Source organism: Clostridium sp. (assembly GCF_051656525.1).
Lineage (GTDB): Bacteria > Bacillota > Clostridia > Clostridiales > Clostridiaceae > Clostridium.
The window spans coordinates 14,399-28,168 of the sequence record NZ_JBOGCC010000047.1 but is presented as its reverse complement, the minus strand read 5'-3'; the positions used below and the strand labels follow the sequence as shown (position 1 = coordinate 28,168).

Here is a 13,770-nt window from a genome sequence, read left to right as displayed (position 1 = left end):
GTTTTCAAATTATATATAAAATAATTTGAAAACAAACCTTATAGTCTATAGGATAATTAAAATCCTATCCTTCCCATCCTTCTGGGAATTCAGCATTGTGGTACACTTCTTGAACATCTTCATCATCTTCAAGTAAGTTAAGCATTTTTTGAAATTTTTTAGCATCTTCTTCTGTTATAGCAGTCATAGTATCTGGTACCATTTTAATATCTGCTTCTAAGAACTCTATTCCTTGCGCTTCTAAATTTTCTCTTACAACACCAAAAGTATCTGGTGTTGTATATACTACAAATACCTCATCCTCTGCTTGGAAATCATCTGCACCTGCATCTAATGCAGTCATCATAACTTCTTCTTCATCTAAGTCTTTTCTTTCTATAACAATTTCACCTTTTTCTTGGAACATGAATCCTACACATCCTTGTGTTCCCATGTTTCCGCCACCTTTAGTGAAAGCACTTCTAACATTTCCTGCTGATCTATTTTTATTATCTGTTAATGTATCAACTATTACAGCAATTCCTGATGGACCATATCCTTCATATACAATGTGGTCGTAGTTTACTGCTGCTAATTCTCCTGATGCTTTTTTAATAGCTCTTTGTATAGTATCATTTGGCATATTTGCTGCCTTTGCCTTCGCTATTACGTCTCTAAGCTTTGCATTAGCGTCAGGACTAGGACCACCTTCTTTTGTAGCCATTATTAACTCTTTACCTATTTTTGTGAATATTTTTCCTCTTTTTGCATCCGTTTTACCTTTTTTGGCTTGGATATTATGCCATTTTGAATGTCCTGACATTTTTATTCCTCCTGTCGTCTAATAAAGTTTTTACTTTAAAATTATATCACTCTAATTTATATACTTCAACTTTCCAATGTTTATATTTTATTTACATTTTTTATATTATATATTTTTATATAAATGATTATTTTCTTTAAAGTATATTTCTTTCTCAGTTTCTTTTATTATTGCTTTTCCATTTGTTATTTGTGTAAATTCTTCTATCATTTTTTCTAAATTTACTATTTCAGCATAAATATAAATTACAACTTTATCTGTATATTTCACATCTTCTATATGCCATTCTTGTTGTCCACATGTATGCTGTATCTTCCCAAGTAAATCATAAGGAACTTCAATAGATACCTTACATCCTTCTACCTTCTCTACAATCCCACCGGCTTTTAACGCAATACTTGCTCCCTTGGTATAGGCTCTTGTAAGTCCACCTGCTCCAAGAAGTATTCCCCCAAAGTATCTAGTAACTACAACTGCACAATCTGTTATATTACTTTTTTTCATTACTTCTAATATAGGAATTCCTGCTGTTCCTTGTGGTTCTCCATCATCTGAATATCTTTGAATGCCATAATTTTCTCCAATAACATAGGCAAAACAATTATGTCTTGCTTGTTTATGCATATTCTTAATTTCTGCTATAAACTCCTTTGCCTCTTCTTCATTTTGCACTCTTTTTGCATATCCAATAAATTCTGATTTTTTTTCTTCAAACCTATCTTCACCATAATTTCTAATTGTTATATAGGCCATCTAGTTCCTCCTTAATAATTTTTATTCCTGCTTTTATCTTTTCTTCATCAACTTGAGAAAATCCTAATCTAAAACATCTTTCTCCTTCTTTTTTTTCTTTGAAAAAGAATACACCAGGAGTTATAAAAACATTTTTTTCTCTTAATTTTAGAAACAACTCAATGGAAGATATTTTTTCTTCTTTAAATTGAATATAAAAGTTTAATCCACCTTTAGGTTTTCTATACGTAACATATTTATTTAAATTCTCATCTATCTCTTTATTCATAAGAATATATCTTTTCTTATACTCCTCTGATAGTTTTCTTATATTTTCTTTCCAATTCCACTTTCCAATATAATATTCTAAAGCCCTTTGCATTAAACTTGATGTTGCTATATCTGTATTAAATTTAGCTTTTAAAAAACTTTCTCTAAATTTAATTGGTGCTACAATATAACCAAGTCTTATTCCTGGTAAAAATATTTTTGAAAAACTTTTTATATAAATAACCCTATCACTTGTATCTAATTTCTTAAAAGGAATATATTCTATTGATTTTTCATAAATAAGTTCTGATAAATAATCATCTTCCATTATATAGAAATTATATTTATTTGCTAGCTTTAAAATTTCTCTCTTTTTTTCTAAGCTATACGAAATTCCCGTTGGATTTTGAAAGTAACTCATTACATATAAAAGCTTTATTTTATTCTTTTTAACCTTCATTTCTAGATCTTTTAAATTTAGTCCGTCATCCTCTATATTAATCTCTAAAATTCTAGATTTTTTCCATTTAAATACTGATAATGCCCCACCATAAGTTGGCTTTTCAACAATAACTGTATCATTAATATTAAGTATTGCTTTAGATGCAATATCTATTCCTTGTTGTGCACCTGATACAATAATTATATTTTCATTATCTAAAGTATTTTCAAAAAACACCTTATTTATAGTTTTTCTAAGTGGTTCATATCCTAATGGGTCTTGAGTTACTAATACCTCTTCTCCATCTCTATCTAATACTTTATTTATAATCTCTTTAAAATCTTTTATAGGAAATAATACTTCTTTATTAGTTTCACCAGTAAAATCTATAAAATCTGTTTTTTTCCTTTCTAGCATTTTAAATGTTTTAGAATATTCTTTCCTAAAATCAAAAATCACTTCTTTTTTTCTTGCAAATGTTCCACTACCTATTTTTTGAAATGCATAACTTTCTTGCTCTAATTTTTTGTACGCATTTATTACGGTTATTTTATTTATACCTAATGTTTCACTTAAATTTCTTATTGGGGGTAATTTTTCTCCATCCTCAATTTCATTATTGTCTATAGCTAATTTTATATTATTGTAAATTTCCATATATTTATTGTTATCTTTCGTAAAATTTATATTATCAATCCACATAATACTTACAGCCTATCCCCTCTATTTTATCTTTTTTAATTTAGTTCTTTTACTATATATGCCTGACATCTATTATATATTTCATCATCTACTTCTACTTGTAATCTAGTTCCGTTATCTACATAATCTTCCTCTAAAATCCTTGCATTTCTATGAAGTAATGATACTATGTCGCCTCTGTCATAAGGAATTACAACTTCTATATTTTTTAAACTATATGGAAGTTTTTCTTCTATTTTTTCTAATAATAAATCTAAATTCACTTCATCTTTAGCTGAGATTTCTATTATGTCATAATTTGAAAATCTTTCTTTTAATTTTTCTATATGCTCTTCTTTTGCTTTATCAATTTTATTTAAAACTAAAATTGTTTCTTTATCTAATGCATTTAATTCATTTAAAACTACTTCAACAGCTTCTATTTGGCCTTCTGCATCTTCACTTGAAGCATCTACTACATGACATAAAAGATCTGCATATATAACCTCTTCTAATGTTGATTTAAAAGCCTCTACTAAGTCATGTGGTAATTTTCTTACAAACCCTACTGTATCTGTAAGAGTTATAAGTCCTTTATTCTTAAGAACTATAGCTCTAGTTGTAATATCTAAAGTTGCAAATAACATATCTGCTTCAAATACTTCTTCTTTTACTTTATTTTCTTTTGAAGTTGCTACTTTACATAAAATATTTCTAAGTGTTGATTTTCCCGCATTTGTATATCCAACTAAAGAAACTTTTGGAATACTCTCTTTTGTTCTTTTTTCTCTTTGAATTTCTCTAATCTTTTTAATTTTTTTAAGTTCCATATTTAACTCATATATAGTATCATCTATATGTCTTCTATCTGTTTCTAATTTTTTCTCTCCAGGTCCTCTTGTTCCTATCCCTCCACCTGTTCTTGATAAAATTGTTCCAAGTCCCATAAGTCTACTCTTTCTATATTTAAGCTGTGCAAGCTCTACTTGAATTTTAGCTTCCTTAGTTTTTGCACGTCTTGCAAAAATTTCTAGTATAAGAGTTGTTCTGTCTATTACCTTTGCTCCTATTGCATTTTCTAAATTTCTAACTTGTGCACCTGATAATTCATCATCAAAAATTATAAGATTTGCTCTTTCTAATTGTCTTAAATGAGCAATTTCTAAAACCTTACCTCTTCCTATATAAAAAGCTGCATCTATTTTATTTCTTGCTTGGAATACCTTTTCTAAAACAGGTATTTCACATGCTTTTGTAAGTTCTTTTAATTCTTCTAAACTTTCCCTAGTATCTGAACCTACAAGTATAGCCTTTTCTTCTAAATTTTCTTCTACATCATTATCTTTTATTAAGCTTTCTGAATACCTTATTTTATCTAGAATATTTATAGCATATATCCCATCTTCTGAAATATTAGTTTTTTCATCACACATTAAATCAGTATTATAAACTGTTAATGTAGCTAATGAGTAATCTATTATTTTACCTTCATAGATACCTACAGCAACTATTGCATCTAATTTTAATTTTAGTAACGCCGTTAAATCTAATGCTGATAAATTACTATATCCATTTGGATGCGTGTGTATTACTCTCACTCCTGCAAGTCTTTTTTCATAAATATCTAATATAGGTAACTCTACTGATGTTGAATCTCCTATTGCAACTGATGTTACTTTTCCACGTCTATCAATGGCTACACTTACTTCTCTTTCAATTTGTGTAGATACACGCGTAATAATATCTATTATTTCCTTAGAACACACTTCTATTTTTTGAGTTTTTATATTATATACATCTTCTAATTCATTTAATATAGAATTTCTTATTCCTTCAATATTTCCATATATCATAAAATTCACCTCTTACTTCTCTCTATTTGAATTTGCTTTAATTCTACTCCATCTCTTCTTCATTGTAAACTATGCCTCTAAAAATTCTCCTTGATTTTTCCTTCATTATAAAGTATTTTATTTATTAAGGACAATCGATAAATAATTATTTTGGAGGGTTTTACATATGGAAAATAAAAAACGTAATATACTTTTTTCAGAAGAACAAATTAAAGTACGAAACAAGGAAGTTGGAGCTCAAATTGCTAAAGATTTTAAAGATAAAAATCTTTATGTTTTATCTTTATTAAGAGGTAGCTTTATATTTGCTGCTGATTTAGTTAGAGAAATTGATACTAAAGCCAAAATTGGTTTTATGACAACTTCAAGCTATGGTGATGGAGAAGAAAGTAGTGGAAATGTTAAAATAGTAAATGATATTCCTGATAACATTGAAGGTTATGATGTATTAATTGTTGATGATATAGTTGACAGTGGAATTACTATGAACTTTGTAGTAAATCATGTAAAAAAATTAGGTGCTAAATCAGTTAAAAGTTGTGTACTTTTAGATAAACCATCAAGACGACAAGTTGATATTAATCCTGATTATTGCTGTTTTTCAATTGATGACCTTTTCGTTGTTGGATATGGTTTAAATTATGGTGACCATTATAGAAATATTCCTTACGTTTTTAACTGGGAAGCTTAAATTTAAAAATATTTAAATCTAGATAAAATTTTATCTAGATTTTTTTAATCTCCACTTTCAAAATCATTTGAACCAAATTGACCAAAGTCTACTGCTGTATTTGGAATTTTTCCAACTACTATGGTTTCTGCTAATGGTACTTCTGCATTCACAACTACTTCTTCCATATATAAAGGAATTTGTACATTTACCCTTGCTTCAACTTGAAGATATATTGTATACCGTGTCTGATTTATTCCTGCACTTTCAAAACTGCTATTAAATTTTGTAGCTACATTTCCTATTGGATCTACATTTACTGTTATATCTGGTCCAAATTCATAATAAATACTACTATCTGTAACCCAACCTAACGGTACTTTCAATCCTTCTGTTCCCATCTCTTGTATAGCTTCATTTGCTCTTGTTGAAATTATTCCATTTAATTTATTCAATTTCATTGTATTTGCATTCATCATGTTTATATTTCCATCTTTATCCTTTTTTATATCTAAAACTTCATCATTCTTGAATAATTCATCATATGCTTCTATACTTATTTCATTTATTATACGTACTATTTTATTTTTCATAGTTGCTTTTGCAAGTTCTAATACTGTTGGCATTACTCTCTTATCAAAAAAAATTATGAACATATTTATTAAAAATAAAAAAAGTATTAAAAATATAAGCCAGGGTTTAATTTTTTTCTTTTTTTTCTTTTTTGTATAATATAGCATAAATAATCCTCTTTATTTATTCCTCCATTGTTTTCCTAATAATATAATTATGTTATAATTGTAAATAATATTATTTTATTTTTAATATTTGAAATCTAGGAGGGACAGATGGCAAAAGATAATATCTCAAAAAATAATAAACCTTCTAAAGGTTCTAATTCTAAAAAACATGGACTAGAACTTAATAAAAATAATGACGGTTTAAATGGGGGAAAAAAGAAAAAATCTAAAAATAGAACAAAAAAATCTAAAGGGAAAAAAATTCTTAAATACTCATTCTTATCATTACTGCTTTTATTTTTATCTCTATGTGTTGTAGGAATAGGATATGTTTTTGCAGTAATTAAAGCAACACCTGAATTAGATGATATGGCTGTAGAAAAAATTAAAACTGGAAATCAATCTGTAGTAATGACAAGTAAAAACGGTACAGAACTTGATGCTCCAGCTTTTTCAGAAACAGTTAGAACAAATCTTAATTCTAAAAATATGCCACAAAATTTAAAAGATGCAATCGTTTCTATAGAGGATGAAAGATTTTATGAACATAGTGGTATTGATATAAAAAGAATTGCAGGTGCACTTGTATATGATGTTAAGTATGTACTTACAGGAAAAGGTGGTGTCCAAGGTGCTTCTACTTTAACACAACAATTAATTAAAAATACCGTTCTTACAAATGAAAGAAGTATTGATAGAAAAATAAAAGAAATTTTCTTAGCACTTCAGCTTGAAAAGCAATTATCTAAAGATGAAATTTTAACATCTTATCTTAACAACTTCCCTGTAGGTGGAACTTCTTACGGTGCTGAGGCTGGTGCTAAATATTACTTTAATAAAAAAGCTAAAGATCTTTCTTTAATAGAATGTGCTTATTTAGCTGGTGTAACACAAGCAACTCATACTTATAATGCTTTTAATACTGACAATCAAAAAGATCCTACAAAATATATCAACAGAACAAAAACTGTTTTATCTAAAATGAAAGAGCATAATTATATTACTGAAAAAGAATATAATGACTCTATTAAAGCTTTAGATTCTGGAAAACTTAAGTTTAAAAGAGGCTCTACTAATTACAATATTAAACATGAATCATTTTTAACTGCTTCTTTAGATCAAGTAAAGAAAGATTTAAAAGCTAAATTTAAATCTACTGATGAAGAAATTAACAATATGTTAGCTACTGGTGGATTACAAATTCAAACTACTTTAGATGAAAAACTACAAACTGAAGTACAAAAAATAATTGATGACCCTAGTAATTATAATATTTATAATGCTAGTAAAAAAGATAAAAATGGAGTTTATGAGCTTCAAGGTGCTACTGCAATAATTGATTATAAAACTAATGAAGCTGTTGCTATGGTTGGCGGGCGTGGAAAACAACCTGCAAGATCAAACAATAGAGCTTATTCTGATTTAAGGTCTGTAGGTTCTACTATAAAACCATTAACTTCATATGGTCCTGCTATAGATCAAAAAGTAATGACTGCAGGCTCAGTTATTGATGATGCTCAAACACCAAAAACTCAAAAAGTTTACAAAGGTGCTAATTCACCTAATTCATATAAAGGACTACTTACTTTAAGAGAGTCTTTAAAGTATTCTAGTAATATTGGTTCATCTTTAACGGCAAATGAAGTTGGTGCTAAAACTGGAGTTAACTATGGAGAACAACTTGGATTAGTTTTTAATGAACACTCTCAAGATTTAAGTGCTGTTGCCTTAGGTCAATTTGATAATAGAAATGGTTCTGATGGAGGAAATGTTTTCAAAGTTGCTTCTGCTTATGGCGTTTTTGGAAATGGTGGTGTTTACTCTGATCCTAAGTTATATACTAAAGTTTTAGATAGAAATGGAAATATTATTTTAGAATCTAACTCAACTAAAACTAATGTTTTTTCACCACAAACTGCATATATTCTTTATGATATGTTAAAAGAACCATTAAACTATAATGGTGGATCTGCAAGATTTAGTGCTATGCCTGTTTCAGGGAAAACTGGAACTACTAGCAATAATAAAGATTATTGGTTTGCAGGATTAACCCCTCATTATAGTGCTGCTGTATGGGTTGGATATGACGATCAAAGACCTATTCAAGGTGGTGGTTCTGGTAGAACTGCTGCAAACCTTTGGGGAAAAATTATGGCTGTTGCCCATAAAGGTCTTAGTACTACTGATATAAAAAAACCAAATGGAATAGTAACTACTTCCATCTGTATGGATTCTGGTAAATTACCAACTGCATTATGTAGACGTGATCCTAGAGGAAATAGAATACGAAGTGAACTTTTTATCTCTGGTACTCAACCTACTGGTTATTGCGAAACTCATGTTGAAGCAGAAGTTAACAAAAATAATAATTTTTTAGCTAATGGAAATACACCAGCTCACCTAAGAGTAAGCAAAGTATTTATCAAAAAAGATTATCCAAATTCTAATGCTGCTGATAGTAAATATGCACTTCCAACAAAATATGATAATTCCAAGTATGTTGAACCTGAAACTGAGGATGAAGCTGAAGATTTAGAAGAGCAAGATTCAAATGAAGACAATACTGGTGGAGCTACAACTCCACCAACAAAACCAATAGTTCCACCAACAAAACCTGTTGATCCACCAAAGCCCCCAAATCCTGTGACACCAATACCAACTCCACCACCTACTGAAGGCGGCGGTGATACTACTCCTTTAACCAAAAAAAATAAATTTACAATTGCAGCATAAAAATATACTTTTTAAAAGACGAAGGTTATAAATTATAGCCTTCGTTTTTTTCATTTTAAAATACTAGCATTTTTTTATTTCAATTAAATTTCTTGTGAAAACCCTATTTTTTCATATCTCATTTTTGAATTTTAAAATTTAAAAAATTTCATTTTAAAATACTTTAATACTCATTTTATACTATTTTAAAGTTTAAAATGATTTTTTTTATTTTTTTCTTGCATTTTAAAAAATATTCATATAAACTTAATATAAATTATATTATTAGGGGGATATTTTATGGATACTTTAAATTCTTTAATTGTTAATTTTAACGATTTTATATGGACTTATATTCTTATTGCTTTACTTCTTATTTTAGGTTTATATTTTTCTATTAAAACTAATTTTGTTCAATTCAGATTTCTTAAGGAAATGTTCAGACTTCTATCTGATGGCTTTAGTTCAAATAAAGCTAAAGGAACTATTTCATCTTTCCAAGCTTTTTGTATTAGTACAGCTTCTAGAGTTGGTACTGGAAATTTAGCCGGAATCGCAATTGCTATATCAGTAGGTGGTCCTGGTGCTATTTTTTGGATGTGGCTTATTGCACTTCTTGGTTCTGCATCAAGTTTTGTTGAATCAACACTTGCTCAAATCTATAAAGAAAAAAATGGTGATGGTGCTTTCAAAGGTGGCCCTGCTTATTATATAGAAAAAGGTTTAAAGAAAAGATGGCTTGGGGTATTTTTCTCAATTCTTATAACAATCTCATTTGGATTAGTATTTAATGCTGTTCAAGCTAATACAATTACAGCATCTTTTAATGAAGCTTTTAATTTAAATCCTATTCTAATAGCTAGTGTTTTATCTATATTAACTCTTTTCGTTATCTTTGGTGGTGTACAAAGAATTGCTAAAGTTTCTGAAGTTTTAGTTCCTATTATGGCAGTTGCTTATATTTTAGTAGCATTATTTGTTATTTTTATAAATTTTGATAAACTTCCATCAACTATATCACTTATATTCCAAAGCGCTTTTGGAATAAAACAATTTGCAGGTGGAACACTTGGAGGAATCATTTTAGTTGGAGTTAAACGTGGTTTATTCTCTAATGAAGCTGGTATGGGAAGTGCCCCAAATGCTGCTGCTACTGCTACTGTTTCTCATCCTGTTAAGCAAGGTCTTATACAGACTTTAGGTGTATTCACAGACACTATAATAATTTGTAGCTGTACAGCTTTCATTATTCTTTTATCTGGTGTAGATTATACAGCTCCTGGTGTAGAAGGAATTCAACTTACGCAAAAAGCCTTAAGCTCACAAATTGGTTCATTTGGTAATATATTTATAGCAATTTGTATTTTACTTTTTGCATTCAGCTCAATTATAGGTAACTATTATTATGGAGAATCTAATATTGAATTTTTAACTTCAAAAAAAATATATCTTTTCCTATATAGAGTACTAGTAATCTTTATGGTTTTCTCAGGATCACTTGCTAAAGTATCTGTTGTTTGGAACTTAGCCGACGTATTTATGGGACTTATGGCAATTGTTAACCTTATAGCTATATTCTTATTAAGTAAATTTGCCTTTGCAGCCCTTAAAGATTATTCAAATCAAAAGAAGGCTGGTATTAAAGAACCTATATTTAAAAAATCTTCAATAGATGGATTAGAAAATGTTTCTGAATGGGATTAAATTCAAAAAAGCTCAGTAGTAAAAATTCTACTGAGTTCTTTTTTGTAATTTTCCAGAAATAAAAGATAGACACCCCCTAGTTTGTCTATCTTATTCCAACTTCTTTATATAATTTTTCTTCTATCTCTCTTCCACAAACTTTCTTTATTAAACTCAAACATAATTCTAGAGTTCCCATAATATTTTTGCTTAACATTATCTTCCCATTGTCTGTATAGTTTTTATTTATTATTCTTAAACTGTCTCTTTCTTCATTTGAAAGTTTTTCTAAAAACTTTCCTTGTGGAACAACTATTCCATTTAACTCTTTACATTTAACTAAATAATTTATTCCATCTTCTAATGCACATATATAATCACACTCATTATAATTTTGTAGTAGATAGTCTATTACTTTTTTGGATCTTTCTAAAGAATCAAATCCACCTGGAATAATTATTATGTTAGGATTTTGATTTATTTCTATTTCTTTTTTTATCTTTAATTTTGCATTAGACTTCATTTTCACTTCATCTACAAATGAAATTCCATATACATTAAATATTTCATCCTTCGCTATTTCATTTGCTTTACTTAATAATTCAAATGGCATTGCGTAATCTAATACGCTCATCTCTTCTAGTATTAGTATTCCTACATGTTTTTTTGCACCTTTATTAGATGTGAAAAAATTTTCTTTTGTTATTCTAAAAGTAAATCCATCTCTAGCTTTTCCCATTTGCTCAAAATTAAATTTCTTTGCAAGTTCTATTCCCTTTTCATTTTTTATAGTGTCCATCATTATATTTCCACCAAATTCTTGGAAATAATACTCAAGCATTAAATTTATGGCTTCTCTACCATAACCCATTTCTCTATACTTACTATGAACCTTTATATTAAACCTTGCTGTTTTAGTAACTAAATCATATCCATGAAAACTAACTTCTCCAACTGGAATATCTTTATTGTTATAAATAAGGCAATAAAAATTTTTTCCATCAGAAGGACTTACCATTTTTCTATAGAAGGGCTCCCATTTATTTCTAGAAAAATCAAATACTCCACCAATACCTTCCATAGTTTCTCTATCACTCCACAATTCTGATACATATTCCATTTCATTGAACTCTGGTTGCTTTATATAAACCTTTTTTCCATTCCTTCTATAAAGACCTTGCATTTTTTTCACCACATATCCCCTTCTTTTTATTTAATTTTATTATAGCAAAAATATATGCACTTTTTCCACTATTTTGATTTTATTTATTTTTTAATTTTTCTCAAACTATAAAAATTTTATTTTCTATATTTCACTTTCACTTTTTTAATTAGTATTTGTAAACTTTAAGTAACATCTTTTTAAACATTTTTATTTCATCCTCCATTCTAAGCCATTTATTCGAAGTCATTTTTCAACAATTTTTTAATTTTTTTTGAATAAACGTATTGATTTTTCTCCTCAAAAATTTTATAATTATTTTGTTTGTTTAGTAAAAATAAACTTTTTATTTAGTAAAGCTTATTTTTATAGATAATTTTTTATGAAAGAAGGTGTTTTTTTGGAAATAGGTGATAAAATTCGTAGTCTTCGTATTGCAAAAGGATTAACTCAAGAGGAGCTTGCCAATAGATGTGAATTATCTAAAGGTTTTATTTCACAAGTTGAAAATGACTTGACATCTCCTTCAATTGCTACTTTAGTTGATATCTTAGAAATTTTAGGCACAAGTTTAACTGAATTTTTTAGTGATAAAAAAGAAGAACGTGTAACATTTACTTCTAATCATATGTTTGAAACTGAGGATAATGATTTAAAATACAATTTAAAATGGCTGGTTCCAAATGCGCAGAAAAATAGTATGGAACCTATTATGTTAACTCTTTTCCCTAACGGACGTTATATTGAGGAGGAACCTCATGAAGGTGAAGAATTTGGACTTGTTTTAAGTGGTAGTGTAACTCTTCATTTAGGTGATTCTACATATAAGATAAAAAAAGGTGAAACATTTTATTTTAAACCTAAATGTAATCACTTTATATCTAATAATGGAAAAACCATAGCAAAAATAGTTTGGGTGGTTACTCCTCCATCATTTTAAAAAATTAATTAGAATTTATATAGAGAGGTGTTTTTTATGAGTAATAATATTTTAGAAATTAAAGGTATTAATAAAAAATATGATGATAATGTAGTTTTAAATAACTTAAATTTAAATATAAAGAAAAACGAGTTTCTAACATTACTTGGTCCAAGTGGTTGTGGAAAAACTACTACATTGAAAATAATAGCAGGGTTTGAGACAGCAGATAGTGGTGTTGTTATGTTTGGAAATGAAAACTTAGCTTCTATTCCCCCTCACAAAAGACCTGTAAATACAGTATTTCAAAAATATGCTTTATTTCCACATATGAATGTATTTGAAAATATTGCTTTTGGTCTTAAAATTAAAAAAGTTCCAAAAGATATAATAAAAGAAAAAGTAACTGAAATACTTAAATTAGTCGCACTTCCTGGCTTTGAAAAAAGAAATATTGATTCTTTAAGTGGTGGTCAACAACAAAGAGTCGCTATAGCTCGTGCCCTTGTAAATGAACCAAAAGTTTTACTTCTTGATGAACCTTTTGGTGCCCTAGATTTAAAACTTAGAAAAGAAATGCAAATAGAGCTTAAGAAAATTCAACAAAGACTTGGAATAACTTTTATCTTTGTAACTCATGACCAAGAAGAGGCTTTAACTATGTCTGATACTATAGTCGTTATGAATAAAGGAATTATTCAACAAATGGGGACTCCTCAGGATATTTATAATGAGCCTAGTAATGCATTTGTTGCTGATTTCATTGGTGAAAGTAATATAGTAGATGGAATAATGCATGATGATTTTAAAACAGAATTTTGTAATAAAGTTTTTACTACCTTAGATAAAGATTTTGAAAAAAATGAACCTGTTGATGTTGTTATTAGACCTGAGGATATCCAAATGGTTAAACCTTCATCTGATACTTTAAATGGAATTGTTAAATCTGTTATTTTTAAAGGTGTTCATTATGAAATTGAAGTCCAAATTGAAAAAACTAACTATAACTGGATTATACATAATACTAAAATGGCGGAAGTTGGAAGTAAAATAGGTTTACTTCTTCAACCTGAAGATATCCATGTAATGAGAAAGGTAAGATAA

The 13,770-nt window shown here is 28.2% G+C and carries 11 protein-coding genes; 5 read left to right on the top strand and 6 right to left on the bottom strand.

Annotation, left to right across the window (positions count from 1 at the left end; all coding sequences use genetic code 11):
- Positions 1 to 64 precede the first annotated feature (64 nt).
- From ACRDDY_RS01560 to hflX, 4 genes are all read right to left on the bottom strand, one after another.
- Positions 65 to 802 (bottom strand): YebC/PmpR family DNA-binding transcriptional regulator, encoded by a 738-nt coding sequence (locus ACRDDY_RS01560; protein WP_438563211.1) that lies wholly within the window; start codon positions 800 to 802, stop codon positions 65 to 67.
- 105 nt (positions 803 to 907) lie between these two features.
- Positions 908 to 1,555, bottom strand: a complete 648-nt coding sequence (locus ACRDDY_RS01555) for a YigZ family protein (RefSeq protein WP_438563210.1) — start codon at positions 1,553 to 1,555, stop codon at positions 908 to 910.
- A complete protein-coding gene (locus ACRDDY_RS01550; RefSeq protein WP_438563209.1) occupies positions 1,536 to 2,948 on the bottom strand; it encodes a PLP-dependent aminotransferase family protein in 1,413 nt (470 codons plus the stop codon). Before ACRDDY_RS01550 ends, ACRDDY_RS01555 begins: the two co-directional genes overlap by 20 nt.
- Before the next feature lie 35 nt (positions 2,949 to 2,983).
- Complete coding sequence (gene hflX, locus ACRDDY_RS01545) at positions 2,984 to 4,780, bottom strand: GTPase HflX (RefSeq protein ID WP_438563208.1); 1,797 nt, start codon at positions 4,778 to 4,780, stop codon at positions 2,984 to 2,986.
- Positions 4,781 to 4,946: 166 nt separating this feature from the next.
- Between hflX and hpt the strand changes: the two genes are divergently transcribed.
- The gene (gene hpt / locus ACRDDY_RS01540; RefSeq protein WP_438563207.1) at positions 4,947 to 5,471 is read left to right on the top strand and encodes a hypoxanthine phosphoribosyltransferase; all 525 of its coding nucleotides are present in this window, start codon (positions 4,947 to 4,949) and stop codon (positions 5,469 to 5,471) included.
- 44 nt (positions 5,472 to 5,515) lie between these two features.
- Here hpt and yunB read toward each other — a convergent pair whose 3' ends face one another.
- A complete protein-coding gene (gene yunB, locus ACRDDY_RS01535; RefSeq protein ID WP_438563206.1) occupies positions 5,516 to 6,190 on the bottom strand; it encodes a sporulation protein YunB in 675 nt (224 codons plus the stop codon).
- Positions 6,191 to 6,298: 108 nt separating this feature from the next.
- On the opposite strand from yunB, the gene ACRDDY_RS01530 reads away from it, so the two are divergent.
- Both ACRDDY_RS01530 and ACRDDY_RS01525 read left to right on the top strand, forming a co-directional pair.
- Positions 6,299 to 8,923, top strand: coding sequence for a transglycosylase domain-containing protein (locus ACRDDY_RS01530; protein ID WP_438563205.1), 2,625 nt, complete (start codon positions 6,299 to 6,301; stop codon positions 8,921 to 8,923).
- 279 nt (positions 8,924 to 9,202) lie between these two features.
- Complete coding sequence (locus ACRDDY_RS01525; RefSeq protein WP_438563204.1) at positions 9,203 to 10,606, top strand: alanine/glycine:cation symporter family protein; 1,404 nt, start codon at positions 9,203 to 9,205, stop codon at positions 10,604 to 10,606.
- A gap of 85 nt (positions 10,607 to 10,691) precedes the next feature.
- Here ACRDDY_RS01525 and ACRDDY_RS01520 read toward each other — a convergent pair whose 3' ends face one another.
- Positions 10,692 to 11,768 carry a GNAT family N-acetyltransferase gene (locus ACRDDY_RS01520; protein WP_438563237.1) on the bottom strand — a complete coding sequence of 359 codons (1,077 nt, stop codon included), beginning with the start codon at positions 11,766 to 11,768 and terminating at the stop codon, positions 10,692 to 10,694.
- A 379-nt stretch (positions 11,769 to 12,147) separates the two neighbouring features.
- On the opposite strand from ACRDDY_RS01520, the gene ACRDDY_RS01515 reads away from it, so the two are divergent.
- Positions 12,148 to 12,687 carry a helix-turn-helix domain-containing protein gene (locus tag ACRDDY_RS01515; protein ID WP_438563203.1) on the top strand — a complete coding sequence of 180 codons (540 nt, stop codon included), beginning with the start codon at positions 12,148 to 12,150 and terminating at the stop codon, positions 12,685 to 12,687.
- Positions 12,688 to 12,723: 36 nt separating this feature from the next.
- The gene (gene potA, locus ACRDDY_RS01510) at positions 12,724 to 13,770 is read left to right on the top strand and encodes a spermidine/putrescine ABC transporter ATP-binding protein (protein WP_438563202.1); all 1,047 of its coding nucleotides are present in this window, start codon (positions 12,724 to 12,726) and stop codon (positions 13,768 to 13,770) included.

What these genes read in the sequence shown, in the direction of transcription:
- hpt (WP_438563207.1), top strand. Translation starts at nt 4,947, where the DNA reads ATGGAAAATAAAAAACGTAATATACTTTTTTCAGAAGAACAAATTAAA.
- hflX (WP_438563208.1), bottom strand. Translation starts at nt 4,780, where the DNA reads ATGATATATGGAAATATTGAAGGAATAAGAAATTCTATATTAAATGAA.
- ACRDDY_RS01525 (WP_438563204.1), top strand. Translation starts at nt 9,203, where the DNA reads ATGGATACTTTAAATTCTTTAATTGTTAATTTTAACGATTTTATATGG.
- ACRDDY_RS01550 (WP_438563209.1), bottom strand. Translation starts at nt 2,948, where the DNA reads ATGTGGATTGATAATATAAATTTTACGAAAGATAACAATAAATATATG.
- yunB (WP_438563206.1), bottom strand. Translation starts at nt 6,190, where the DNA reads ATGCTATATTATACAAAAAAGAAAAAAAAGAAAAAAATTAAACCCTGG.
- ACRDDY_RS01555 (WP_438563210.1), bottom strand. Translation starts at nt 1,555, where the DNA reads ATGGCCTATATAACAATTAGAAATTATGGTGAAGATAGGTTTGAAGAA.
- potA (WP_438563202.1), top strand. Translation starts at nt 12,724, where the DNA reads ATGAGTAATAATATTTTAGAAATTAAAGGTATTAATAAAAAATATGAT.
- ACRDDY_RS01530 (WP_438563205.1), top strand. Translation starts at nt 6,299, where the DNA reads ATGGCAAAAGATAATATCTCAAAAAATAATAAACCTTCTAAAGGTTCT.
- ACRDDY_RS01520 (WP_438563237.1), bottom strand. Translation starts at nt 11,768, where the DNA reads ATGCAAGGTCTTTATAGAAGGAATGGAAAAAAGGTTTATATAAAGCAA.
- ACRDDY_RS01560 (WP_438563211.1), bottom strand. Translation starts at nt 802, where the DNA reads ATGTCAGGACATTCAAAATGGCATAATATCCAAGCCAAAAAAGGTAAA.